22 protein-coding genes are annotated in these 25,326 nt (G+C 36.3%); 9 read left to right on the top strand and 13 right to left on the bottom strand.

Annotated features, from left to right (window positions below):
- The first annotated feature begins 5 nt into the window (after positions 1–5).
- On the top strand, positions 6–383 hold the full coding sequence (locus tag ACFQ39_RS07990) for a DUF983 domain-containing protein (protein ID WP_377177835.1): 378 nt from the start codon (positions 6–8) through the stop codon (positions 381–383).
- Here ACFQ39_RS07990 and ACFQ39_RS07985 read toward each other — a convergent pair.
- From ACFQ39_RS07985 to topA, 7 genes are all read right to left on the bottom strand, one after another.
- Positions 373–1,428: an NAD(P)/FAD-dependent oxidoreductase gene (locus ACFQ39_RS07985; protein WP_377177833.1), complete on the bottom strand. Its 1,056-nt coding sequence runs from the start codon at positions 1,426–1,428 to the stop codon at positions 373–375. The two genes, ACFQ39_RS07990 and ACFQ39_RS07985, sit on opposite strands and share 11 nt — an antisense overlap.
- Positions 1,429–1,489: 61 nt before the next feature.
- Positions 1,490–2,383 carry a type IX secretion system ring subunit PorN/GldN gene (gene porN / locus ACFQ39_RS07980; RefSeq protein ID WP_377177831.1) on the bottom strand — a complete coding sequence of 298 codons (894 nt, stop codon included), beginning with the start codon at positions 2,381–2,383 and terminating at the stop codon, positions 1,490–1,492.
- A gap of 10 nt (positions 2,384–2,393) precedes the next feature.
- On the bottom strand, positions 2,394–3,938 hold the full coding sequence (porM, locus tag ACFQ39_RS07975; RefSeq protein WP_377177829.1) for a type IX secretion system motor protein PorM/GldM: 1,545 nt from the start codon (positions 3,936–3,938) through the stop codon (positions 2,394–2,396).
- Positions 3,939–3,978: 40 nt separating this feature from the next.
- Positions 3,979–4,614, bottom strand: a complete 636-nt coding sequence (porL, locus tag ACFQ39_RS07970; RefSeq protein ID WP_377177827.1) for a type IX secretion system motor protein PorL/GldL — start codon at positions 4,612–4,614, stop codon at positions 3,979–3,981.
- 38 nt (positions 4,615–4,652) lie between these two features.
- Positions 4,653–6,053 carry a T9SS ring complex lipoprotein PorK/GldK gene (gene porK, locus ACFQ39_RS07965; protein WP_377177825.1) on the bottom strand — a complete coding sequence of 467 codons (1,401 nt, stop codon included), beginning with the start codon at positions 6,051–6,053 and terminating at the stop codon, positions 4,653–4,655.
- Between the two features lie 129 nt (positions 6,054–6,182).
- Positions 6,183–7,340: a formimidoylglutamase gene (locus ACFQ39_RS07960; protein WP_377177823.1), complete on the bottom strand. Its 1,158-nt coding sequence runs from the start codon at positions 7,338–7,340 to the stop codon at positions 6,183–6,185.
- Between the two features lie 46 nt (positions 7,341–7,386).
- Entirely contained in the window at positions 7,387–9,873 is a 2,487-nt protein-coding gene (gene topA, locus ACFQ39_RS07955) for a type I DNA topoisomerase (protein ID WP_377177821.1), read from the bottom strand.
- A gap of 217 nt (positions 9,874–10,090) precedes the next feature.
- On the opposite strand from topA, the gene miaB reads away from it, so the two are divergent.
- From miaB to groL, 7 genes are all read left to right on the top strand, one after another.
- On the top strand, positions 10,091–11,524 hold the full coding sequence (gene miaB / locus ACFQ39_RS07950) for a tRNA (N6-isopentenyl adenosine(37)-C2)-methylthiotransferase MiaB (RefSeq protein ID WP_377177819.1): 1,434 nt from the start codon (positions 10,091–10,093) through the stop codon (positions 11,522–11,524).
- A gap of 23 nt (positions 11,525–11,547) precedes the next feature.
- A complete protein-coding gene (locus ACFQ39_RS07945) occupies positions 11,548–12,786 on the top strand; it encodes a sigma-54 interaction domain-containing protein (protein WP_377177817.1) in 1,239 nt (412 codons plus the stop codon).
- Positions 12,787–12,834: 48 nt separating this feature from the next.
- Complete coding sequence (locus ACFQ39_RS07940; protein WP_377177816.1) at positions 12,835–13,338, top strand: LptE family protein; 504 nt, start codon at positions 12,835–12,837, stop codon at positions 13,336–13,338.
- A gap of 3 nt (positions 13,339–13,341) precedes the next feature.
- Positions 13,342–14,118: a hypothetical protein gene (locus ACFQ39_RS07935; protein ID WP_377177814.1), complete on the top strand. Its 777-nt coding sequence runs from the start codon at positions 13,342–13,344 to the stop codon at positions 14,116–14,118.
- 6 nt (positions 14,119–14,124) lie between these two features.
- Entirely contained in the window at positions 14,125–14,463 is a 339-nt protein-coding gene (secG, locus tag ACFQ39_RS07930; protein ID WP_377177812.1) for a preprotein translocase subunit SecG, read from the top strand.
- 139 nt (positions 14,464–14,602) lie between these two features.
- Positions 14,603–14,881: a co-chaperone GroES gene (locus tag ACFQ39_RS07925; RefSeq protein ID WP_377177810.1), complete on the top strand. Its 279-nt coding sequence runs from the start codon at positions 14,603–14,605 to the stop codon at positions 14,879–14,881.
- 39 nt (positions 14,882–14,920) lie between these two features.
- Positions 14,921–16,558: a chaperonin GroEL gene (gene groL / locus ACFQ39_RS07920; RefSeq protein WP_377177808.1), complete on the top strand. Its 1,638-nt coding sequence runs from the start codon at positions 14,921–14,923 to the stop codon at positions 16,556–16,558.
- 66 nt (positions 16,559–16,624) lie between these two features.
- Here the strand turns inward: groL and ACFQ39_RS07915 are convergent, their stop codons facing one another.
- The 3 genes from ACFQ39_RS07915 to ACFQ39_RS07905 are packed head-to-tail and all read right to left on the bottom strand — an operon-like array spanning position 16,625 to position 18,259.
- The gene (locus ACFQ39_RS07915; RefSeq protein WP_377177806.1) at positions 16,625–17,206 is read right to left on the bottom strand and encodes a peroxiredoxin-like family protein; all 582 of its coding nucleotides are present in this window, start codon (positions 17,204–17,206) and stop codon (positions 16,625–16,627) included.
- Positions 17,207–17,254: 48 nt separating this feature from the next.
- Positions 17,255–17,581, bottom strand: a complete 327-nt coding sequence (locus ACFQ39_RS07910) for an Mpo1-like protein (protein ID WP_377177804.1) — start codon at positions 17,579–17,581, stop codon at positions 17,255–17,257.
- A gap of 3 nt (positions 17,582–17,584) precedes the next feature.
- On the bottom strand, positions 17,585–18,259 hold the full coding sequence (locus ACFQ39_RS07905) for a DUF2461 domain-containing protein (protein WP_377177802.1): 675 nt from the start codon (positions 18,257–18,259) through the stop codon (positions 17,585–17,587).
- A gap of 72 nt (positions 18,260–18,331) precedes the next feature.
- Between ACFQ39_RS07905 and ACFQ39_RS07900 the strand changes: the two genes are divergently transcribed.
- Complete coding sequence (locus tag ACFQ39_RS07900; RefSeq protein WP_377177800.1) at positions 18,332–18,787, top strand: YciI family protein; 456 nt, start codon at positions 18,332–18,334, stop codon at positions 18,785–18,787.
- A gap of 1 nt (position 18,788) precedes the next feature.
- Here the strand turns inward: ACFQ39_RS07900 and ACFQ39_RS07895 are convergent, their stop codons facing one another.
- The 3 genes from ACFQ39_RS07895 to rpoC all read right to left on the bottom strand — a co-directional run bounded on the left by ACFQ39_RS07895 (position 18,789) and on the right by rpoC (position 25,317).
- Complete coding sequence (locus tag ACFQ39_RS07895; RefSeq protein ID WP_377177798.1) at positions 18,789–20,606, bottom strand: TonB-dependent receptor plug domain-containing protein; 1,818 nt, start codon at positions 20,604–20,606, stop codon at positions 18,789–18,791.
- 84 nt (positions 20,607–20,690) lie between these two features.
- Positions 20,691–20,999, bottom strand: a complete 309-nt coding sequence (locus ACFQ39_RS07890) for a DUF3467 domain-containing protein (protein ID WP_377177797.1) — start codon at positions 20,997–20,999, stop codon at positions 20,691–20,693.
- 40 nt (positions 21,000–21,039) lie between these two features.
- The gene (rpoC, locus tag ACFQ39_RS07885) at positions 21,040–25,317 is read right to left on the bottom strand and encodes a DNA-directed RNA polymerase subunit beta' (protein ID WP_377177795.1); all 4,278 of its coding nucleotides are present in this window, start codon (positions 25,315–25,317) and stop codon (positions 21,040–21,042) included.
- Positions 25,318–25,326 lie beyond the last annotated feature (9 nt).

Below are 25,326 nucleotides of genomic sequence, written 5' to 3'. Positions count from 1 at the left end.
TTTGAATGGTTAAAAAAGGCTCAAAACTTTACAGTATTGTCAACAACAAATGTCCGAAATGCCAGGAAGGAGATTTTTTTGTGACTAAAAATCCTTTAAAACTCAATAAAAATCTGGCAATACATGAGAATTGTTCTTCTTGTGGATTAAAATATATGATAGAACCTTCTTTTTTTTATGGGGCCATGTATGTTTCCTATGGAATTACCGTAGCTTTATCTATCATTACTTTTATCATTCTCTATTCACTCGGACTTGAATTATTGCAAATTTTTATCGGAATTATTATTGCACTAATAATATTTACGCCGCTAACCTTAAAACTTTCACGATTGATCTACATCAATATTTTCGTGCATTATAAAAAGGATCCTAAGGATTAAATCTTTTTCTAAATCGCAGGATATCTGCCTCCTTTGGCAAAGGTAAATCGGATTCCAAATGATCGATCAATTGTTTTGATAACAAAGGTGAGATCATCACTCCCCTTGTCCCCAATCCATTAAACACGACCAATTCTGGGTGCATTGGATGCTTACCCAATAGCGGTCTTCTATCTGCTACTGTAGGCCTTATCCCTGCTTTTTGATCAATGATTTCAAATGGAATTTTGATAAAATCCCTAACTTTTTCTACTAGTTCTGTTTTACCAGCATCGCTTACCTCATTTGTTTTATCTTGCCAATTAAACGTTGCTCCAACCTTATATAGATCCTCTCCCAAAGGCATAATAAATACACCTGATTTAACAAGTTGCTGGAGATTTAAATTTGGGGCTTTAATGGTAATAACTTCTCCTTTTAAACCTTGCATGGGCAAATAATTAAAAAAGGGATTTCCCATCAAACCAAAACCCTCACAAAAAATGATTCTTTTCGCACAAATTTGGTCGTACTTAACTTCGCCCTGATCAAAATCTATGCGAGAATAATCAAAAGTAGCTTGAATAATAAGGCCCCTTTTCTCTAGTTCTCTTTTGTAATCCGCCAATAATAATTCAATATTCACTCTACCTGTGTGATTCATTTTGCCAAAACCTAATGGCGCAGAGATATATGGGGAATTATTCGGCAAAATTTTGGTTGTCAGGTAAGGTGCCATAGCAGGATGATCTGCGCTGCTAAACCAGTTGTTCTGTTCTTCAATCGATTTAAAAATTCTTAGAATTTCTAAAGGATAAATATATTTCTGTTTAAAAAACGACTCTAGTGATTCATAAAATGGTAAGGCATAGTCTAATTGCTCCATGGCATTCCAAACCGGTGTAAACCTTTTTAGAATAACTGGGTTGTAAACACCACCTGCCACCCAGGAAGAGGTTTGTGATTCATTCTCGACAACGAGAAAATTTTTATTCTTCCTTTTTAAATGCTCGGCAACTGTCAATCCGGCGATACCTAGACCGACGATGAGATAATCAATTTTCATGATACAAAAATAAAAAACTCCCACCGTGGTGAGAGTTTTTCTTGATTTAAATTACTAGCAACTAGTAATTCCACATATCCAATTCTTTATCTCGAATAGATTCTTTTAACGATTCAGATTCTAATACCTGAAAAAGTGAATTTCCTTTGATATATTCTGCTACATCTCTGTTTCCATAGATATTTTCTTCTCTGTAAATGATGGAATTAAATCTCCTTGCATTCAGTAAATGATCAAATGACAAAGGATAAGCTGAATTTTTTTGATTGAACACTTTCATATCGAAGGTTGTATCACGAGCTCCGGGATACCAAACCCAGAACAATTCAACAACTTCATCTTCAGCTCCGGCATTATCAATAAAATTCACATCGGGTGCTACGGGTGCTACACCTAATAATCTGTATTTTAATTCGCCTTGACGCTTGTCGAAATACCACACTCCTTTGATTCTAAAGCCTTGAATATCAGAAGATGTTATATCTCTTCTGTCTACATATTCGTCGGTTAGCTCTTCTCCGGCGTTCAATCGCTCCATACCTGCATTTGAGGTATCAATACGAGATAAACGGTTTTGAATATCCCTCATGGTCAATTTATCTTCGAAGTAAGAATCATCATATACATCGATAATTTCTCCACTTTTTATGCCTCTTAACAAGGTGTCAAACAAAGATCTCCTTGTTGAACTTATATTACTTGTATCTACCGGATAGTAATAAGGCATATTGATCTTTTCGTTCAAATCTACATACTCCCAAACTACCTTCGACCAAAGTATATCCCGATCATCTATATAGCCATAGGGTAAAGGCCGATCGTTATCTGCTGCCAATTGTTCCGGTGTCTTCATACCAACCTGCTCTGGAATAGTAGCATTCAATAAATTGGCCTGGGCACTAACATAGCCCACCGAGAACAAAGAAATTGCTATTATTAAACTTTTGATTCTCATTGTATTTATTTTAGTTTGTTATTTCTACGTTAACTGGTGACGCATTTTTAAGGTAATAACTTGAATTACCTGAAAGACTTTGTTTTAAATCAAAGATAACAACTACATCACCCGGTCTGGCTCTTTGTAATACTCTGATTGCCGCTGCATCAAATTTATCACCTTTTACAATAACAGTAGGCTGGCCAGGAACTTTTACACTAAATCCGCTGGTATTGATGGTTAAATCAAAAACGAAATCTGGTAATACTGAACTGATCGTTGCTTTTTGTAAAGTACTTTTTGGCATTTTAATCATACCGTACTCTCCTCGAACAGCAGCTACTGGTGCTGGAATATCTTTAATTCTGAATACCTGACTTGAGGAAATTGGTGTTCCGTCTGGTAATTTTCCATTGACAACAATATTCACTTCATTTCCTTTACCTGGACTCATGGAGTATTTCCCGATACCTTGAACTTTCTTTAATCCTGGGGCCGTAGCATTCACAGCATTGTCAGCTACACCTGGAATAGAAACTGTAATTGGGTTTTCAACTCCTCTATAGACCACATTCATCTTATCGGCAGAAATCACAGCTGCATTTGGTTTTGCTACAACGTTATACGACGTTTCAATAGGAATTTCTACAGGCTCTCCATTCTCCATAAAGATAAACTTACCTTTGATTTCATTCTCTCCCACATTACCGGCAGGGAATTCTAAAACAGCACCACCATCTTTGAAATTAGTAATTTCCTTTCCGTTTACCACAACTTTCTCTGGTCTCAAAGAACCGTCATAACGACCTAACACAATGGTACCTTTAAAGTTCTCTCCTTGCAAAGTTGCAGGGGTATTTGGAATAAGGATAGTTTGATAATTGCTCATCGAAACATCACTAGACATTTGCCCTTGGAGCATTGCTGCAAGTACTTCAGATTCTGAAGTTTTGATATCCGCCTGAATCTGTGTCAATTTTGTCAAAGAAGCTACCAATGGAAAACCTTTGTAGTTGTAATCTAGCCAGAAACGTTCTTTTCCTTCTCTATCAGTTACTTTTTCTGTAGAAAATCTATTAGCAATATCTGCACTTACATTTTTAAATTCAGGACCTAAAATAGAACTGATCTGTGTGCCGTAATTTGCCATGTTATTTAAGAAAACCTGACCTTCTTCTTGATATACGCCATCATCTCCTTTAAAGAACCTATCATCTAAGAAAGTACCCTTGTCCATCGTCTCGTAATCGGTTGGATCATCAACAGTAGCTTTCATTTCGTTCTTTAAATTTTCGATATAGTTGTAATAATCATCCGATAATTTTTTGATCTGTTCTGCTTTTGCTTTTTCATCGGCATATTTCTCCGATTGCTCAACAGCTTTTAATTTAAGATCCTCATAGGAAAGATTATTTCTTTTTGTTGCTGCCGCATTAGCAGAAACTAATTTTTCGTCCATTAAACCAAAGGCTTGTAAGACCTCCTTAGACATGTTCATTGCTAACATTGCAATGAAAACCAGGTACATAAGGTTGATCATTTTCTGCCTCGGTGATAATTTGCCTCCTGCCATCTTTTATAATTTAGAGTTAATAATTAGGTTTTGGTCTGTATTATCCTTTATTGGACATCGCAGACAACATTCCTCCATAAACTCCATTCAAAGATGACAAGTTTGTAGCCAAAGACTCCATTTGTTCTTTCAATCGTTTTGCGTTCTCAACAGTTTCGTCATTCAATTCAGTTTGCAATTGTGCGTGCTCAAACTGAACTTTATATAAGCTGTTCAGTGATTCCATATGACTAGCTGCCAAAGACAACTGATCCGCATATTTAGTTGTTGCAGTAATAGAATCGGCAGCAGGTTTAATATTTTCTGCGGCTCCTGCAAAATTTTCTATACTTGAAGCTAAACGAGACATTTTTGCTGAGTCTAAGTTTGCTTCTTTTAAAAGATCATCTAATTTTTGAGAAAGCAATCCTTGTGGTTCAGATTCTACTAACTGACTTCTATTACTTCCTTCTCCTCCTGCTAATTCAGGATAAACTTTTGTCCAATCATACTCATCTTCTACGGGTTCAAAAGCAGACAATGCGAATACTGCAGCTTCCACTATCATACCAATCGTTAGAATGGTTGTACCTCCTGGCCAGTGTGCAATTTTAAAAAGTGCTCCTAAAATTACTACTGACGCCCCTAGCCCGTAGGCCATGTTAAATAATTTCTTTTTGTTTTTTGATTGTGCCATTGTGTTAAATTTTAATTGGTTTTTTTGATTTTTTTAGACTATTTATTTGCTTTCATTTTGGTTCCCATATAATCTTGTACTGTTCTAAATCCGATGTAGCTTCTAGCAGAATCACCGTATTCATAATCTCTGGTTCCTACTTCTAAGAAGTATGCAACGTCTTTCCAAGATCCACCTCTAATTACTTTACGCTTGTTCATTTCATCTTCAACATTTGGATTCATCGTAGAACCTAAATAATAAGAAGATGGGTTGTAAGCGGTGTTTGTCCATTCGGCAACATTACCTGCCATATTGTACAGACCGTAATCATTTGGATTATAAGATTTTGCTTCTACTGTATAAAGTGCGCCATCAGATGCATAATTACCTCTTTCGGGCTTGAAATTTGCTAAGAAGCAACCTCTATCAGTAGTGGTGTAAGGACCTCCCCAAGGGTATTTTGCATATTCCAGACCACCTCTTGCGGCATATTCCCATTCAGCTTCTGTTGGCAATCTAAAGTTTGGTTCTCTACCGGTACTTTTCTTCTTACCTGCTAAATAGTTATTTCTTTTTTCTGTTCTGTAATGACAAAATGCTTTAGCTTGTTTCCAGGTAACACCCACTACAGGGTAGTCGTCGTAAGCCTGGTGCCAGAAATAATCTTGGTGCATTGGATCATTATATGAATAGTTAAAATCTTTAACCCAAACGGTAGTATCCGGATAGATCTCTACAACGTCCTTTTTCAAATAATCTTTTAACGATCCGTTACCTTTGGCAGCTTCTTCATTGTCTAACCAAACATAAGTATATTTTAATTTTCTTGTATCTATTTTCCTTTTTGCACTTGCAGACTCATCAATAGGCAAATACAAACTGTCCATTGCTTCGGCATAATACTCATCAGGAAATTGTGAAGGGTCCCAAACTAGATCCACATCCCAATTCAAATAGCGCCCCTCAGTAGGAGAATTCACATCGCCCAAACTACCATAATTATCCATCATGTATTTGTAGTAGGCGTTGTCGGTACTATCTTGTTGTTTAAAACTGTACTTAGAGATACCACTCATATCTCCTTTCTTTTGCTCGATTGGAGCGCCTCCACCAATATTCGCTTCCTCTGCTAAAATGGCCAATTTTGTTCTAATGATTGAATCTCTCACCCTAAAAACAAATTCTCGATATTCACTATTAGTGATCTCGGTTTCGTCCATATAAAATGGTCGTACTGTAACTGTTCTTGGAGGTGCACTGAAAGAACCGGCAACATCTTCATCTTCTTTTCCCATGGTAAAAGATCCACCAGGGATCAATGCCATTCCGTAAGGTTTTTCAGGGAAAAATTTCTTTTTAGCTTTTGCGCCAGTTAACTGTCCTTGATCATTACCAGATTTACAACTCACCAAAAGCGACATTGTAACGAGTACGAATAATAACGTTAACTTTTTCATAATTTTAATTTTTTCTAACAAGACTTGGATTATGTGTTATTAATTACTTTTAAAAAATTCTAAGGAGTTTTGCTCATTAAAATCTACTCTTCGTTCCTTCAAACGATAAAAAATTCTGTTTAGTGTATTTCAACTTAATTTTCTGAATGTTTTTAACCATCGTTCCGGAAATACCTGATTATTCGCTGTCAAATAATCCTGATATGTACAAGGTATTAACGTGGTTTTCTTTATTTTATTATGGAAGTACATTATTTCCATCCACCAACGCTCACTCCGGTTACTTTTATAAAAAACGATTGTATCCTGCTCTATAGGAACGATGTATTTCTGAAAAGCGTCTTTTTCCGCAAAAGGATCTTCTTCAATCCTATAATTATACCCTTCGATGAAATACCAGATCATTTGAGCGATTAAATGGGACGTTTGCTCATCTCTATCTTTTTTTGAATTGAATTCATAGATCCCAAATGACTTATTCTTATGGCTTATTCCGGCGTACCTAGACAAGGCACATATTTCATCTCCATAGAACCCATTTGGCGTAGCATTCATGTTTCCTGGTGCTTCACTCATTCTTACCGCTCCAATATCTACACTTATCATATCCGCATCTCTAAAAACAGGCTCCAGAATTTTTAAATCGGGAGTAACTTCACCTAAACGATAAGCATCAAAATGTAATTTATCAATCAGTTCAATCTGATCCTGTGCATTAAAATAGGTTTGAAAACCGATATTCGTATAATGAAAAAGATTATTGGGTTGATCCAAAATTATCCGATGCATGAAATTTTGAGCGTGCATTTTATCTTCTACAAGCCCCAAATCAAATCGATGGTCTATGGCTACCATATTTACTCCTTGCGCCACACTTTCATAAGCCGCATATTGCGCATAAGTTAGGTCTTGCCCTCCCCCAATGACAATAGGTGTAATATTTTGCCGCATCAATTCTCTGAGTATGCTTTTGACAGCAAAATAAGTATCTTCTATCTTTTCTCCAGCTTCAATATTTCCTAGGTCTAGGATATCTACAAACCAATTTCCCGGAAAGAGCTGATAGATATGTTTTCTAATCTTTTCCAGTCCATTTCCGGTTCCGGCATTATCGACTGTACCGCGATCCTCCTTAACACCAATAATGGCAATCTGAGCCCTATCCAGCTCGGGTAGACCGTTTTTTTTGGTATGGATCTTAATCTTTTTCCCTAAGCTAAACTCAGATAACAGGGTATTGTGAGCAACGGCAATATCTTCTACCGGCTTTAGCAGTTCTAAAATCATATGTATTAAACATCAAAAATTGTAGTGGTCGATCAATAGAATTGATTTATTTTTTGGTTGATGTTCTTTTTCTAGCAGTTTTTGGTTTCTTATTCTTTTCGAGAATATCCATTACTTCTTGCAAAGTTAAACTTTCTGCATCAATTGTCTTAGGGATTTCTATTTTTGTTTTTCCTTGAATGATATGATGTCTTCCCCAACGCGCTTTTTCTACCCGAATATCCTCTTCCTTCCAATGATGAATTAATTTCTCTTTATCCTTTTTTAGTTTATCTTCAATAAGTTGATTAACATCATCTGCAGATAAATTATCAAAATCATATTTCTTATTGACATTAATAAACATATTGTTCCACTTGATAAATGGACCAAATCTTCCTACTCCTTTTTGTACAGGCAAACCTTTATATTCAGCGATAGGTGCATCTGCCCTTTCCCTTTCCTCGATCAACTCTTTTGCCCGTGCGATATCAACAGCAGCGGGGTTTTCATCTTTCGGAAGAGAAATAAACTTTTTTCCAAATCTGATAAATGGACCAAATCGACCTACTGCCACAACGACTTCCTCGCCTTTGTAAGTTCCTAAATCTTTTGGTAACTTAAACAGGTCTAAAGCCTCTTCAAAGGTAATGGTATCTAGGGTCTGACTGGCCAATAAACTGGCAAATTTTGGCTTTTCTTCATCTGTTGCCTCGCCTATTTGCACCATGGCTCCGAATCTTCCCAACCTTGAATAAATATTTTTTCCAGATTCTGGATCTACCCCTAATAATCTTTCTCCTTTTGCTCTCTCAGCATTTTCTGCTACATCTTCTACATTTTTATGAAAATCGGCGTAAAAATTTTTCATCATTTTTGTCCAATCTTCTTTCCCCTCTGCAATTTCATCAAAATCTTCCTCTACCTTGGCCGTAAACCCGTAATCTAAAATTCGCTCAAAATTCTCAACCAAGAAGTCATTTACGATTTTCCCTATATCAGTTGGCACCAATTTCCCTTTGTCAGAGCCCACTTTTTCTGTCAGTTCAACTTCTTTAATTGCTCCTTTTTTTAGGGTGAGCTGCTTGTAATTTCTTTCGGTCCCATCTACACTGCCTTTTACAACATAATCTCGATTTTGAATCGTTGAAATCGTGGGCGCATAAGTAGAAGGTCTTCCAATACCCAATTCTTCTAATTGCTTTACCAATGAAGCCTCAGTATATCGATAAGGAGGTCTGGAATATCTTTCTGTAGCAATAATATAATTATTTTTGAGCTCCTCACCAACCTTTAAGGCAGGCAATAAAGTTTCATCTCCGACTTCTTCATTATCTGTACCCTCTATATATACCCTCAAAAAACCATCGAATATAATAACTTCACCAACAGCTGTAAAAAGTTTTTCGTTCTTATTATTCTTTATTTTGAGATTGGTTCTTTCCAGTTTGGCATCGCTCATCTGTGAAGCAATTGTTCTTTTCCAAATCAATTCGTACAACCTGCTCTGATCCCTGTCTATCATCAAATTTGAGATAGCCATATCTGTTGGTCTGATAGCCTCATGTGCTTCCTGCGCTCCTTTTGCTTTGGTTTTATAATCGCGCGGTTGCGTGTAATTTAAGCCAAAAGATCTCTCGATCTCATCTTGGCAAGCTGCTTTTGCCTCTTTCGACAAATTCACACTATCTGTTCGCATGTAGGTAATATGTCCTGCCTCGTATAACCTTTGTGCAACCATCATGGTTTTAGAAACCGAAAATGACAACTTTCTAGCAGCTTCTTGCTGCAAAGTGGAAGTTGTGAAAGGTGCGGCCGGTGTTTTCTTTGTCGGTGTTTTACTTACCGCATCTACATGAAAAATAGCTTCAGCACAAGAATTCAAAAATATTTTTGCTTCTTTTTCTGTTTTAAAATTCTGCGGCAAACTAGCTTTAATTTTTGACCCTGAACTAATCTGCTTAAATTCGGCTGTTACTTTAAAAGAAGCCTCACTTTTAAAATTCTCTATCTCTCGCTCTCGTTCTACAATTAACCGAACTGCAACAGATTGTACTCTTCCTGCCGATAATCCTCCTTTGATCTTCTTCCATAACACAGGTGAAAGTTCGTAACCTACCAAACGGTCTAATACTCTTCTCGCCTGCTGAGCATTTACTAAATTGTAATCAATCGTTCTTGGATTATCAATGGCTTTCAGAATGGCATTCTTGGTAATCTCATGAAAAACAATTCTTTTTGTCTTTTCTTCTTTCAAATTTAATTGCTCAAATAAATGCCAGGCAATGGCCTCTCCTTCCCGATCCTCATCACTTGCGAGCCAAACCCATTCAGATTTTTTTGCAAGATCTTTCAACTTAGCAACCACCGCCTTTTTGTCTGAAGAGACTTTATATTTAGGTGTGAAGTCTCCTTCCAGATCAACTCCTATTTCCTTTGAGGGTAAATCGGCTATATGGCCAAAACTAGACTCTACCTGAAAATCTTTACCAAGAAATTTCTCTAGTGTTTTTGCTTTTGCAGGCGACTCAACGATTACTAAATTTTTAGCCATAATAATTTTTTAGATTAGATTTTTCCCGAAACCAAACGCTATTTTTTGTCTAAAATTATCATACAATTCGGGTATGCAAAATTAGAGAGTTTTTTTTAAATCAAAATTTTAATCTGAAAAAAGTCTAAAACTAAGGTATTTCTCCTTAAAAATACTCCTGACAATATGTCATAAAAATAAATTTTAGGTTGTATATTTGCATCCCAAAATATTGAAAATGTCGAGCGAACATATTATAGAAGAAAAAAAACAGGGTCAAGCGTTGATAACAGATCAGATTCAAGGAAATACCAAAAAACTTTTCATAGAAAGTTACGGATGCCAAATGAATTTGAACGATAGTGAAATTGTGGCTTCCATACTTTCTAAAGAGGGTTATAATACAACCCACATGCTGGAGGATGCCGATCTGGTATTGGTAAATACTTGTTCTATCAGGGAAAAAGCAGAACAAACTATTCGAAAAAGATTGCAGCAATACAACCATGTTCGAAAGATAAATCCAAACTTAAAAATTGGTGTAATGGGCTGTATGGCCGAAAGGCTAAAAGCAAAATTTTTGGAAGAAGAAAAAATGATTGACCTGGTAGTAGGCCCGGATGCCTATAGAGATCTTCCTAACCTGGTACAGCAAATTGATGAAGGTAGAGAAGCAGTCAATGTAATCCTTTCTAAAGAAGAGACCTATGGTGACGTATCTCCCATTCGTTTAAACTCAAATGGTGTTTCAGCTTTCATTTCTATTACGAGAGGGTGTGACAATATGTGTACTTTTTGTGTCGTGCCATTTACACGAGGCCGAGAAAGAAGTAGAGATCCAAAAAGTATTGTAGATGAAGCTTTAGATTTAGCCTCAAAAGGGTATAAAGAAATTACACTTTTAGGACAAAATGTTGATTCTTACCTATGGTTTGGCGGCGGATTGAAAAAAGATTTCGACAAAGCATCTGACATCGCCAAAGCAAGTGCGGTAGATTTTGCGAAACTTTTGGAGATTGTTGCATTGGCAGTACCAGAAATGAGAATTCGTTTTGCGACCTCCAATCCTCAAGATATGAAAGTTGAGGTGCTTCATACGATGGCAAAATTTGACAATATCTGTAAATATATCCATCTACCTGTGCAGTCAGGGAGTTCGCGAATTTTAAAGCGAATGAACAGACAGCATACCCGTGAAGAATACATGGAATTAATCGATAATGTTCGAAAAATTATCCCGAACTGTGCAATTTCTCAGGATATGATTACAGGTTTTTGCGGAGAAACTGAAGAAGATCATCAGGATACTTTATCGTTGATGGAATATGTAAAATACGACTTTGGTTTTATGTTTGCTTATTCTGAAAGACCTGGAACTCTCGCCGCTAAGAAACTAGAAGACGATGTTCCGATGGAAACAAAAAAGAGAAGACTTTCTGAGATCATTCATCTTCAACAAAAGCACGGTCTTTATAGAATGGAACAATTTGTAGACCAAACGGTTGAAGTACTCATTGAAGGTAATTCTAAAAAAAGTGAAGCACATTGGATGGGAAGAAATACGCAAAATGCGGTCGTAGTTTTTCCTAAAACCGGTCAAAATATCGGAGATTTTGTTCAAGTAAAAGTAACAGGATGTACATCGGCAACCTTAATTGGAGAAGCTGTTTAATTTAAATATCAAAAACTAAACCTTTGGAATCACTACAAACCATCAAACAAAGATTTGGCATCATAGGAAATAATCCTATGTTAAATGTAGCCCTGCAAAAGGCAATTCGCGTTGCACCCACAGATATTTCTGTACTGGTAACCGGAGAAAGTGGGGTGGGAAAAGAGAGCATTCCGAAAATAATTCATCATTTATCGCATCGAAAACACAATAAATATATTGCCGTAAACTGTGGTGCAATTCCGGAAGGAACCATAGATAGTGAATTGTTCGGTCATGAAAAAGGATCATTTACCGGAGCTACACAAACCCGCAGCGGTTATTTCGAAGAGGCCGATGGTGGAACAATTTTTTTGGACGAAGTAGGCGAATTACCCTTGCCTACACAAGTTAGATTGTTACGTGTTTTAGAGACCGGTGAATATATGAAGGTGGGTTCTTCTAAAGCGGAAAAAACTGACGTGCGAATTGTGGCTGCAACCAATGTGAATATGATGGATGCGATTCATAAGGGTAAATTTAGGGAAGATTTGTATTACAGGCTGAGTACTGTAGAAATTTACTTGCCCCCACTCAGAGAAAGACCAGACGATACGCATTTACTTTTTCGAAAATTTGCCTCAGATTTTGCGCAAAAATATAAAATGCCCACCATAAAATTAGAAGAAGAGGCCTTACCTGTTTTACTGAACTATTCTTGGAACGGAAACATTAGACAGTTAAAAAATATTACAGAGCAAATTTCTGTTATAGAACAAAATCGATCTATAACAAAAGAGGTTTTAAAATCATATTTACCTGATTATCAATCTAACCTTCCGGCGATTATAAAAAAGTCATCACTCGAATCTGATTTTTCAAATGAACGAGAGATTTTGTATAAGGTATTATTTGATATGCGAAATGATATTAATGATCTGAAAAAGCTAACTCAATCCTTAATGAAAGAGGAAGGCAAACAAAAGAATACCGAAAACACCCAATATTTGATCAATAAAATATATGGTAAGGAGTATGAAGATGTGGAAGATGACATGGAAATTATTCGCCCTCCAATCGCAGAACCTTATCCTAAAGCACCCCATATCAATAGCTATGACGATATTGAAACAGTTGATGAGTCTGTTTCATTACAGGAAAAAGAATACGAAATGATCAAAAAGTCATTAGACAGAAATAAAGGTAAAAGAAAGTTAGCGGCTAAGGAATTGGGCATTTCCGAAAGAACCTTATATCGTAAAATAAAGCAATACGACTTGTAATTCTAGTTTGGTTGTTGTTAATTTGTTTCATTGAGAAAAAATAATAGATTGAATAAAATAGCGCCTTTAATTCTGCTTATTGCCCTATTAACTACTCATGCCTGTGGCGTTTACTCATTCACAGGTGGAAGTACCGGGGACGCAAAAACAATTCAAATTGACAACTTTCCTAATAATGCACAATTGGTGGAGCCAGGGTTGAGCCAGGAATTTACTTTAGCGCTTCAAGACCGTTTTTTAAGACAAACCAATTTAAAATTGACAAATGCCGGAGGTGATCTTCACTTCGAAGGTGAAATAACACAATACAGAGTAATCCCGATTGCAGCCACTGCAGAACAAACTGCGGCTCAAAATAGATTGACAATTGCTGTCAGAGTGAGATTTTACAATAGATTGATAGAAGAAGATAATTTTGACAGAACATTTTCTTTCTTTAGCGATTTTGACGCCAATGCACAGTTAGGAGGTGCTGTACTGGAGGCCGCCTATACAGAAATTTTTGAAAGAATTACCCAGGATATTTTTAATGCTTCCGTAGCAAAATGGTAAATTATGGCCATTAACTTAATAGATCTCACCGTCTTCCTCGATAATCCTCATCTTATTGATAAAGAGGCTACGAAAGATTTGGAGGAAATTACACATGAATTTCCCTATTTTCAGGCAGCTCGGGCAATACATTTACATGGTCTACATAAACAAAATAGCTACAAATATAACCTAGCCCTCAAACAGACGGCTGCCCACACCACGGATAGACAAATTCTATTTGATTTAATTACCTCAGACAAATTCCAAGTAGATCAGGTATATCCGGGTAGCAAAGTGATTAAAACGCTCGCCAATTCAGAAGATGATTCTCCAAAGATTCCATCAATCCTCGGCGAAGAGGAGGATAGACAAAACACAGAAAATGAATTAATGGTTGGTAGACCGATTCATTTTAAGTCTGATGATCAGCTATCTTTTTATGAATGGATGCAGTTATCTAATTTAAAACCAATTGAGCGAGAAGATAAAACGATGAAAGACTCTTCAAATCTAAAGAGCGCTTCGAAAAACGAGAATTTCGCACTCATTGAGAAGTTTATTAGCAAGAACCCTAAAATTGGGCAAATAGAGGAATTAGAAAGTCCAATAATACACGATACGAGTACTGTTGAAAATGAACAGCTCATGACAGAAACTTTGGCCCATGTTTATTTAGAGCAAAAAAAATATAAAAAAGCCATAACAGCTTTTCAAATTTTAAGTTTGAAATATCCGGAAAAAAGTAGTTTCTTTGCACACCAAATTGATAAAATAAAAGATTTACAATCATATAACTAGTACATTATGTCTTATACCTTATTTTTAATATTGATCTTCATTGTGGCAATTTTGTTGATCTTGGTAATTATGGTGCAGAATCCAAAAGGCGGAGGTCTGTCTTCCTCATTTGGAGGTGGTCAAAACATGGGTGGCGTTCAAAATACCAACGACTTTTTAGATAAAAGTACTTGGACACTAGCCACTGTTTTATTTGCCTTAATTTTACTTTCTAATTTTGCAATTCCGAGAACGAATTCAGTCGATACAAGATCAGAAACAGAGGGAATTATCAATGAAAGAGATGCTAATCTTGATGCACCTGCAACACTTGATACAAACACAGAATTAGACACTACTCAATAATTCGTGACTAAAAAATCATTGAAAAATGCCAACGCAATGACACGTTGGCATTTTTTTTTACAATTTGTCATAGAATATAGAATGGCAATGTATTTGCTTATTCAGGAGCAGTAAAACAAATCATAAAAAATTTATACATATGAGCAAATTGAATATCACCCCCTTATCAGATAGGGTAATTATCAAGGCACTTGAAGCAGAAACAAAAACAGCTTCTGGTATTATCATTCCCGATTCAGCAAAAGAAAAACCACAACAAGGAATTGTTGTTGCTGTAGGCAAAGGAACCAAAGATGAACCCATCACAGTAAAAGTTGGTGACAAAGTACTTTATGGAAAATATGCCGGTACTGAGTTAAAATTTGATGGAACAGATTATTTAATTATGCGCGAAAATGAAATTTTTGCGATCATTTAATTTTACTAACCCCGAAAAAATTAAAAAACAAATTTAATTATGGCAAAAGATATAATTTTTGATATAGAATCAAGAGAAGGACTTAAACGCGGAGTTGATGCTTTAGCAAATGCGGTAAAAGTTACTTTAGGACCAAAAGGAAGAAACGTTGTAATTGGAAAGGCCTTTGGAGGTCCTCAGATTACAAAGGATGGTGTTTCTGTGGCAAAAGAAATCGAATTAGAAGATGCGCTTGAAAACATGGGAGCACAAATGGTAAAGGAAGTTGCTTCTAAAACCAGTGATTTGGCCGGTGATGGTACAACAACCGCTACTGTACTAGCACAAGCAATTGTAAAAGAAGGTTTGAAAAACGTCGCTGCAGGTGCAAATCCATTAGACCTTAAAAAAGGAATTGATAAAGCAGTCAGCACGATCGTAGAAGATTTAGCTTCACAATCTGAGGTGGTTGGAAGTAAAATGGAAAAAATCAAACAAGTTGCAGCTATTTCTGCCAATAATGATGATTCTATTGGTGAGTTAATCGCCAAAGCATTTGACAAAGTTGGTAAAGAAGGAGTAATTACCGTAGAAGAATCTAAGGGTACTGAAACTTATGTGGATATCGTAGAAGGTATGCAGTTTGACAGAGGTTACTTATCTCCATATTTCATTACAGATGCAGATAAAATGATCGCAGAACTAGATTCTCCATACATCTTATTGTATGAGAAAAAAATCTCTTCTATGAAAGATCTTTTACCAGTTCTCGAGCCTGTTGCACAAAGCGGGAAACCACTTTTGATCATCGCAGAAGATGTGGATGGTGAAGCTTTGGCTACCTTGGTTGTCAATAAATTAAGAGGTTCTCTTAAAATTGCTGCTGTAAAAGCACCTGGTTTCGGTGACAGAAGAAAAGCAATGCTAGAGGATATAGCAGTTTTGACAGGAGGTACTGTGATAGCTGAAGAAAGAGGTTTTACCTTGGAAAACACAACCATGGATATGCTCGGTCAAGCGGATAGAGTTAGCATTGACAAAGACAATACTACTGTTGTTAATGGAAATGGCGCTTCAGCTGATATCAAAGCACGCGTAAACCAAATCAAATCTCAGATCGAAACCACGACTTCTGATTACGACAGAGAAAAATTACAAGAGCGTTTGGCTAAATTAGCCGGAGGAGTAGCTGTATTGTATGTTGGGGCTGCCAGTGAAGTTGAAATGAAAGAGAAAAAGGATCGCGTTGAGGATGCATTACATGCAACCAGAGCCGCGGTGGAAGAAGGAATTGTTGCCGGTGGTGGTGTTGCTTTGATCAGAGCAAAAGCAGCTTTGGCAAAAATTAAAACAGAAAATGCCGATGAAGCAACTGGTGTTCAAATCGTTTCTAGAGCCATTGAAGAACCATTGCGCACCATTGTAGAGAACGCAGGTAGCGAAGGTTCTGTTGTAGCTTCAAAAGTATTAGAAGGCAAGAAAGACTTTGGTTTTAACGCGAAAACTGGAGAATATGTTCATATGATGAAGGCTGGAATTATAGATCCGAAAAAAGTAACTCGTATCGCGATCGAAAATGCAGCATCTGTTGCAGGTATGATCTTGACAACCGAATGTGCTTTGGTGGATATTAAAGAAGAAGGACCAGCTGGAGGCGGTATGCCACCAATGGGTGGTGGAATGCCCGGAATGATGTAAAATCATTTTTCTTAGAAATAAAAAAGTCGCTCTTGAGCGACTTTTTTTATGTCACAACATTTTTAGTTAAAGGTATTTTTTGATCTCATCAAAATCAGAGCGATTTTTGTAATCAGGGTCGAATTGTACATACATAATTTTGCCATCATTCCCAATAAGATAAGTGGCTGGAACCGGCAAAACCATATTATCCATGCCATTGTTTTCTGCCACTTTTTTAGAAACAGCTTCGAAATAATTAGGCACATTCATTTTGTTTACTTCGAAAGCCACATGGTAAGCCTCCATGATTTTATTATCTGTATCGTGCAAAATAGAATAAGTCGCCTCCCACTTGTTACTTGTTTCTTTAGTTTTTTCTACTGTTTCCGGTGTAACCACAATTACTTTCACCTTTTTATTTGATATTTCAACGATATTATCCTGCAGTTTTGCCAAATGTATTTGACAATGAGGACACCAATTTCCTCGGTAAAATATCAGTAAGATTTTTTGATCGGGCAATATCTCAGTTGAATTAATACTTTTTCCGAATTGATCTGTCCCTGAGATGACAGGAGCCATCTCACCTATCTTCAAAGGTTTTAAATCGATCTGACCATAAGTAAACGTAGTAATAAGTAGGAACAAAAAAATTGATGATTTCATAAGTATATTTATAATTGATATTCCATTCAACGAAGAAATAGTTCATTCTTACAAGAGATCTTTCTTTCCATCAAATGAAATTTTTCCGGCCAGAAGTTGAAAAAACATCTTAAAATCAGAGAATAAACTCCACAAAGGATATTTAAAGGTAGCTGGCTTATTCTTTTCAAAGAAAAAATGACCAACCCAGGCAAAACCATAACCTACCGCAGGAACAGCAATCCATAGTTTTGGAATATCTAAATATATGGCTAAAAATGCCAAAACAAAGACTAGGCCGGTACCTATAAAATGAAGTATTCTGCATGTCATATTTTGGTGCTCACTCAAATAAAAAGTGTAAAAAGTGCCATAATTCTTTATTCTTTCTGTCATAATTTATGAATTGTTTTCAAGTGCTTCGGCGAAAAAAGAACGGATTTCCCCCGCAGATGTATAATAGTCTAGCACCAAATTGATCAAATCTGAACGAAGTATAGTTTCCGGGTCTAAATGCGAAAAATAATACCATTGCTTATTCAATAATAAAGGTATTTCTTTAGCTGAATCTGTAAAATCTTTTGGTATCCTCTTGCTCTTTTCACCTCTTAATCCTCCGTACTTTTTCACGAAGTCTTGGTCTTGAATCAATTTGATAAATACATTTTTATGTGCAGCCATATAATTCCTTACTTGCTGAATCTCTTTAGAATTAGGCATATACAAACCTCCGTAAATACCAAAATACTCAGGACCTAACTCAATATACAAACCGGGATAACTCTTGTCCTTTTTACCGTATTTAGAAATCACGGCACTACTCTGCAGTTTGTATGGTGTTTTATCTTTAGAAAACCGTATATCTCTGTTGATTCTAAAAATTGCATCTTTGGGTTCAATCTGAATTTCCTTATCAACCTTATTCAGCGCAAAAATCAAATCCTTTACAAAAACCTGCATAGGAATTTTCACGCTTTTCTCATAGCGTTTTCTATGGATATCAAACCATTCCTTATGATTATTTCCGGCTAAATCCTTAAAAAACGCAAGGTAATCTTTATCAAAATAGACCATGTTGCTCTGGTTTAGTAATTGAGCTTTTAATTTATTAATTAAATTTGACTTAATTATCATAAAGAAAATGCCATGAAGCTAATTTCTACTTTTTTAATCATTTTTCTATTCTCCTATTTTGTTCATGCACAAACTGAAGTATCGGGATATGACCAAAAACTTGCTAACGAACTTAAAGCAGATGACTACGGAATGAAAACATATGTTATGGCTTTCTTAAAATCTGGACCAAATAGAAGTAAAGATTCTATCACACGGGTAAAGCTGCAGAGAGCACATTTAGATAATATAACGAAAATGGCAAAAGAGGGAACACTGGTACTCGCAGGTCCCTTTTTAGATGATGGAGAATTTCGGGGCATCTATATCTTCAATGTGGAAACAGTGGAGGAAGCTAAAAAATTAACCGAAACCGACCCTCTTATTAAATCAGGGGGATTAATCATGGAATTACATCCGTGGTACGGAAGTGCTGCCGTGCAAAAAATTGGTGAAATTCATAAAAAAATACAGAAAAAAGAGATCTAATTTATTTAAATACATAACTCAGACCTGCCAAGAAATTAAATTCAGGCATGGGTACAAGATTTGTTTCTGTATATGCTTCACTGAAAATATTATTAAACGCGGCACTAATTTCAAATCCCCTTATACTCCCTGTAAGTTTAGCGTCAACCACTTTATAATTGGTTCCATCAGGTCTTTCAACAAATCTAAAAGCAATGCTTTGTTGTAACCAATTAATTAATTGAGACTCTAAGGATAAATTAACCTGATGTTTCATCGAATTTAAAGAATACTGAGAAAAATTAAAGTCAGAGTTCTTAATATCATCTTCCAAATAAGCATAGCCAATCCTTATTAATTGAGGATATTTCAAAAGACTAAATCTATAATCTACTGTTGATTCAAGCCCTAATGTTGATACATTCTGTATATTTTGAGATTGCCATGGATCATCTTCATTTTCTTTGACATAGTCAATCAAATTATCAGCACTTCTATAAAATGCAGCGAAATCAATATAAAATCGACCCGAATTCCATTTTAACCCTAATTCCTCAGTCAAAGCACTTTCTGGTTCTAATTCTTCATTTCCAATTGTAGTTGGTGAGGTATAATAAAGGTCTGTATAGGTTGGAATACGGTAAGTAGAACCCATATTTGCATATATTTTAAAGTTTGCCTTTATCTCATATCCAAGATCTATTCCCGGAAATGCATGAAAACCAAAATCAGAAAAATAAGTTGCCGCTATTCCAGGGGTCACATCAAATTTGTCATCAAAAAAATGAAACCTGTGCTCCAAAAATCCTGTCACCATGGTCCGATCATGATCCCCTAAATTATTACTGGCTATAGATACCCTTGCCAAATCTAATCCTATACCTGTTATACCTAAGTTGGATCGGTAAGATGCATCTACGGCTCCTCCTATTTTATTGGTAATGTGTAAATTTCTGTAGATTTCAGGTTTATCACGAATAAATTCATACATATCCTGCCCTCTTGTCCAATACAATTTTGACTTTAAAACTATATTGTGCGTTTCAAAATTAGAGGACAATCCGATAAGAGATGCTTGTGTTTCTTCGTACTGATCTTTGGCCGCCGGACTTGCATAGAAACCATTTGCCCCAAAATTTCTTTCCATAAATGTCGCAATCAAATCAACAGGAATTCCTTGGGTATTCCATTTGCTTTTTAAAAAGACATTCTGGTTTTTAAAATCTGTATTGTAGCGATAACCATCTGAAGAAATATTTGAATAATGAATTTGATGCGCAGAATTGTCAAAATTTACCGCACCGGTCAATTCATATCTCTGCTGTCCAAATGAACCAAATCCAACATCACCTTTTACTGAAGTTTCGACCTGTTTTTTTGTTACGATGTTGATTGCTCCTGTAAACGCATTCTGACCATAAACTCGTGCTGCCGGACCTTTAATTACTTCGATCCTTTCAATATTTTCAATTGGGATCATCATATTCATGGTATGATGACCCGTTTGAGGATTTTCTGTTTTTATTCCATCGATTAGTACCAATGTTTGATCAAAACTTCCTCCCCTGATATAAAGATCGGCTTGCGTCCCTTCTACTCCCCTTCTACGCACATCTATCCCGGCGTATTGCTGTAGTAATTCTGCTACATTACTGGCCGTACTTTTTTGTATATCCTCTTTGGTAATTAACTGAATAGTTCTTGAATTTTCTGAGAAAGGAATTTCTATTCTTTCTGAAGTAAGTAAAACTTCATTTAAATTTTGAACTTCCAAATCTTGACCAGAAACAAACTGAACAACAAAAAAACACAATAGTGCACACCGCAAATATATTCCCATTTTGATTTTTTTAGCAGGCGCAAAAATAGAAAATCCTATTAGAATAATAGATTAAAAATAAAAAAACCGAGCAATCTCGGTTTTTTATGCTTTCCCTGTGGGTCCAAAACTCATAGGAATCGGCGGCACATCGTAATCCTTAATTTCTCCATGTGCATTCTCAAATCGCTGTATATTGTCTGCCAATGCTTTCATAAACCTTTTGGCGTGCTGCGGCGTTAAAATTATTCTCGATTTCACCTTAGCTTTTGGGGCTCCGGGCATGATATTGATAAAATCAATAACAAACTCCGAAACTGAATGGTTGATGATAGCAAGATTGGCATAAGTACCATCAGACATCTGTTCGTCTAACTCAATGTTTATTTGTCCTTTATGTTCCTTTTTTTCCATAACGATAAAAAAAGGCCAAGATGAACTTGGCCTTTAAAATTTATTCTTCTATTGAAACTGTCATATCTTCTTTACTTCCCACAATAATATGGTCGTAATCATGGATACCAGTACCTGCCGGAATTCTCTTACCAACAATTACATTCTCCTTCAAACCTTCAAGATAGTCTTCTTTACCGCTTACCGCAGCTTCGTTTAGCACTTTTGTTGTTTCTTGGAACGATGCAGCAGAAATAAACGATTTTGTTTGTAAAGACGCTCTCGTAATACCCTGTAAGATTGGCTCTGCAGTTGCAGGGAAAGCATCTCTAGCTTCAACCAAATTCTTATCGTTTCTGATCAAGATCGAATTTTCATCTCTTAATTGACGAGCTGAGATAATTTGACCTGGTTTAAGATCAGAGTCTCCCGGATCTTCTACTACCTTCATTCCGTACATCTTATCATTTTGTTCGATAAAATCATCTTTATGAACCAATTGATCTTCCAGGAATAAGGTATCACCTGAATCTACAATTCTCACTTTTCTCATCATCTGGCGAACGATCACCTCAAAGTGCTTGTCATTGATTTTCACACCTTGTAAACGATATACTTCCTGAATTTCATTTACCAAATATTCCTGAACTTTAGAAGGTCCTTGGATATTTAATATATCTGAAGGTGTAATCGCACCGTCTGACAAAGGCATACCTGCTTTTACAAAATCATTTTCTTGTACAAGAATCTGATTAGATAATTTCACCAAATACTTCTTGATATCACCCAATTTCGATTCTACAATAACTTCACGATTTCCTCTCTTAATTTTACCTAAAGAAACAACACCGTCTATCTCAGAAACCACTGCCGGGTTTGATGGATCACGGGCTTCGAATAACTCTGTTACTCTTGGAAGTCCACCGGTAATATCTCCTGCTTTTCCAGATCTTCTAGGTATCTTCACCAAAATCTTACCAGACTTGATTTTTTCTCCATCTTCAACCAATAAGTGAGCCCCTACCGGTAAACTGTAGGATTGAAGTACTTCACCCGACTTATCTTTGATCAATAGGTTCGGTGCAACTTTTTTCTTTTTGAAATCGGCGATTACCTTTTCTCTAAATCCGGTTTGCTCATCAATTTCAACTTTATAGGTAACACCTTCTAAAATATCCTCAAATTCAACTTTTCCTTCAAATTCAGAAACAATCACACCGTTGTATGGATCCCATTTACAAATTGAAGTTCCTCTTTTAACCATATCTCCGTCATTGACAAAAATGAATGATCCATAAGGAATATTATTGGCACTCAAAGTAAGCTCTGTTCTTGGGTCGATAATTTTTGCTTCTGCCGTTCTGGAAATTACTACGTCAAACTCGTTCCCTTCTCCATCAAGACCTTTCACAGTCTTTAAGTCGTCTATTTGAATCTTACCTGAGAAGTTCGCGATCATTTCACTTTCTTCAGAAATATTACCCGCAATACCTCCTACGTGGAAAGTACGCAATGTTAACTGAGTACCTGGTTCACCAATAGATTGAGCTGCTACAACACCAACAGCTTCACCTTTTTGAACCATTTTGTTCGTAGACAAGTTAATACCATAACATTTGGCACAAATACCTTGCTTGGATTCACAGGTCAAGGCTGAACGCACTTCAATCGATTCTAAACCAGTTTCATTAACTTTAGCAACTTCTTCTTCATTAAAATATTCTCCAGATTTGATGATCAATTCATCCGTTTCAGGATCATAAACATCGTGAAGCGAAACTCTACCCAAAATCCTTTCTCCTAGAGATTCTACGATCTCATCATTCTTTTTCAATGGATATACTTGCAAACCTCTTAGCGTTTCACAATCTACTTCATTGATGATCACATCTTGCGCAACATCCACCAAACGACGTGTTAAATAACCCGCATCCGCTGTTTTCAATGCCGTATCCGCTAAACCTTTACGAGCACCGTGTGTAGAGATAAAATACTCCAAAATAGAAAGTCCTTCCTTAAAGTTAGAAAGGATTGGGTTTTCAATAATCTCTCCACCGCTGGCTGTAGATTTCTTAGGTTTTGCCATTAAACCACGCATACCTGTTAACTGACGAATTTGCTCTTTAGAACCCCTTGCACCAGAATCTAACATCATATATACTGAGTTAAATCCTTGTTGATCTTCCCTCAATCGTTTCATAGAAAGCTCTGTCAACCTGTTATTGGTTGAACTCCATACGTCAATTACCTGGTTATATCTTTCCTTATTGGTAAGCATACCCATGTTATAACTAGCCATAATATTATCTACCTGACCATTGGCAGATTCGATCATGCTGTGCTTTTCTTCCGGAATAATAATATCTCCTAAACTAAAAGATAGTCCACCTTTAAAAGCGAAACGATAACCCATATCTTTGATAGAATCCAAGAATTTACCTGTGGTAGGTACGTCTGTCACTTTTAAAATCTTGCCAATAATATCTCTTAAAGATCTTTTGGTCAATACTTCGTTAATATAACCTGCAGCAGGAGGCACTACCTCGTTAAATAAAACTCTTCCTACAGTAGTTTCAATTAGCCTAGGAGCAATTTCTCCTTTCTCATTGATATCGTTCGTCCTTACTTTGATAATGGCATTGAGATCAACCTTCTTCTCATTAAAGGCAATTTCGACCTCTTCAAGAGAGTAAAAAGTAGTTCCTTCTCCTTTTACTTTATGCTCAGGTGTAGATTTTCTTTCTTTGGTCATATAGTACAGACCCAAAACCATATCCTGAGAAGGTACTGTAATTGGAGAACCGTTTGCCGGATTCAAAATATTGTGAGAGGCGAGCATCAATAATTGCGCTTCCAAAATAGCTTCATTACCTAAAGGTAAATGCACCGCCATCTGGTCACCATCAAAGTCGGCGTTAAACGCGGTACACACCAAGGGGTGTAACTGAATCGCTTTACCTTCGATTAATTTTGGCTGAAATGCTTGAATACCCAAACGGTGCAACGTTGGGGCCCTGTTTAATAATACAGGATGTCCTTTTAGCACATTTTCTAAAATATCCCAAACTACTGGCTCTCTCTTATCAATTATTTTTTTTGCCGATTTTACTGTTTTTACAATTCCTCTTTCAATCAGTTTTCTGATGATGAATGGTTTGTACAATTCAGCTGCCATATCTTTTGGCAAACCGCATTCGTATAATTTTAATTCAGGTCCAACAACAATAACCGAACGAGCCGAATAATCTACACGCTTACCTAATAAGTTTTGACGGAATCTACCTTGTTTACCTTTTAATGAGTCTGAAAGAGATTTTAAAGGTCTATTGGATTCTGTTTTTACAGCGGAAGCCTTTCTCGTATTGTCGAATAATGAATCTACAGATTCTTGCAACATACGTTTCTCATTGCGCAAGATTACCTCTGGCGCTTTGATTTCCATCAGTCTTTTCAAACGATTATTTCTGATAATAACCCTTCTATAAAGGTCATTCAAATCAGAAGTAGCAAATCTACCTCCATCCAATGGAACTAAAGGACGCAATTCCGGCGGAATAACAGGAACTACTTTCATAATCATCCATTCCGGTAAATTCTCCTTTCTCTTATTTGCTTCTCTGAGGGCTTCAACAACATTCAAACGCTTGAGCGCTTCCATTTTACGTTGTTTACTTGTCTCAGTATTTGCGCTATGTCTTAATTGATATGATAGTTCATCAAGATCAATTCTATGAAGTAACTCGATCAAACACTCAGCACCCATCTTTGCGATGAACTTGTTTGGATCACTATCGTCCAAATATTGATTGTCTTGTGAAAGTTCTTCTAAAATATCAAGATATTCCTCCTCTGTTAAGAAATCAAGTTTCTGTAGAGGTTCACCATCTGCGTTTTTAGCCAATCCAGGTTGGATAACTACATAACGTTCATAGTAAATGATCATGTCTAATTTTTTGGATGGTAATCCTAAAAGGTATCCAATTTTATTAGGCAATGATCTGAAATACCATATATGTGCTACAGGAACTACCAAATTGATATGACCTACTCTGTCTCTTCTAACTTTTTTCTCAGTTACTTCAACCCCGCAACGGTCGCAAATAATTCCTTTGTAACGAATTCTTTTATATTTACCACAAGCACATTCATAATCCTTTACAGGACCAAAAATACGCTCACAGAACAAACCATCTCGCTCAGGTTTATGGGTTCTGTAATTAATGGTTTCAGGTTTTAAAACTTCTCCTCTAGATTTCTCTAAAATCGTTTCAGGAGATGCCAAACCGATGGTTATTTTATTAAATTTTTTTACCGTGTATTTATCCTTTTGTCTTGCCATGGTGATGGT

This window comes from Namhaeicola litoreus (assembly GCF_042679565.1).
Classification (GTDB): Bacteria; Bacteroidota; Bacteroidia; order Flavobacteriales; family Flavobacteriaceae; genus Namhaeicola; species Namhaeicola litoreus.
The sequence above is the reverse complement of the archived record's forward strand: the minus strand, read 5'-3'. Positions and strand labels throughout refer to the sequence as shown.

What these genes read in the sequence shown, in the direction of transcription:
- topA (WP_377177821.1), bottom strand. Translation starts at nt 9,873, where the DNA reads ATGGCTAAAAATTTAGTAATCGTTGAGTCGCCTGCAAAAGCAAAAACA.
- miaB (WP_377177819.1), top strand. Translation starts at nt 10,091, where the DNA reads ATGTCGAGCGAACATATTATAGAAGAAAAAAAACAGGGTCAAGCGTTG.
- porK (WP_377177825.1), bottom strand. Translation starts at nt 6,053, where the DNA reads ATGAAAAAGTTAACGTTATTATTCGTACTCGTTACAATGTCGCTTTTG.
- groL (WP_377177808.1), top strand. Translation starts at nt 14,921, where the DNA reads ATGGCAAAAGATATAATTTTTGATATAGAATCAAGAGAAGGACTTAAA.
- ACFQ39_RS07910 (WP_377177804.1), bottom strand. Translation starts at nt 17,581, where the DNA reads ATGACAGAAAGAATAAAGAATTATGGCACTTTTTACACTTTTTATTTG.
- ACFQ39_RS07915 (WP_377177806.1), bottom strand. Translation starts at nt 17,206, where the DNA reads ATGAAATCATCAATTTTTTTGTTCCTACTTATTACTACGTTTACTTAT.
- porN (WP_377177831.1), bottom strand. Translation starts at nt 2,383, where the DNA reads ATGAGAATCAAAAGTTTAATAATAGCAATTTCTTTGTTCTCGGTGGGC.
- ACFQ39_RS07925 (WP_377177810.1), top strand. Translation starts at nt 14,603, where the DNA reads ATGAGCAAATTGAATATCACCCCCTTATCAGATAGGGTAATTATCAAG.
- ACFQ39_RS07990 (WP_377177835.1), top strand. Translation starts at nt 6, where the DNA reads ATGGTTAAAAAAGGCTCAAAACTTTACAGTATTGTCAACAACAAATGT.
- ACFQ39_RS07890 (WP_377177797.1), bottom strand. Translation starts at nt 20,999, where the DNA reads ATGGAAAAAAAGGAACATAAAGGACAAATAAACATTGAGTTAGACGAA.
- ACFQ39_RS07895 (WP_377177798.1), bottom strand. Translation starts at nt 20,606, where the DNA reads ATGGGAATATATTTGCGGTGTGCACTATTGTGTTTTTTTGTTGTTCAG.
- ACFQ39_RS07960 (WP_377177823.1), bottom strand. Translation starts at nt 7,340, where the DNA reads ATGATTTTAGAACTGCTAAAGCCGGTAGAAGATATTGCCGTTGCTCAC.
- ACFQ39_RS07935 (WP_377177814.1), top strand. Translation starts at nt 13,342, where the DNA reads ATGGCCATTAACTTAATAGATCTCACCGTCTTCCTCGATAATCCTCAT.
- ACFQ39_RS07905 (WP_377177802.1), bottom strand. Translation starts at nt 18,259, where the DNA reads ATGGTCTATTTTGATAAAGATTACCTTGCGTTTTTTAAGGATTTAGCC.
- porM (WP_377177829.1), bottom strand. Translation starts at nt 3,938, where the DNA reads ATGGCAGGAGGCAAATTATCACCGAGGCAGAAAATGATCAACCTTATG.
- secG (WP_377177812.1), top strand. Translation starts at nt 14,125, where the DNA reads ATGTCTTATACCTTATTTTTAATATTGATCTTCATTGTGGCAATTTTG.
- porL (WP_377177827.1), bottom strand. Translation starts at nt 4,614, where the DNA reads ATGGCACAATCAAAAAACAAAAAGAAATTATTTAACATGGCCTACGGG.
- ACFQ39_RS07900 (WP_377177800.1), top strand. Translation starts at nt 18,332, where the DNA reads ATGAAGCTAATTTCTACTTTTTTAATCATTTTTCTATTCTCCTATTTT.
- rpoC (WP_377177795.1), bottom strand. Translation starts at nt 25,317, where the DNA reads ATGGCAAGACAAAAGGATAAATACACGGTAAAAAAATTTAATAAAATA.
- ACFQ39_RS07985 (WP_377177833.1), bottom strand. Translation starts at nt 1,428, where the DNA reads ATGAAAATTGATTATCTCATCGTCGGTCTAGGTATCGCCGGATTGACA.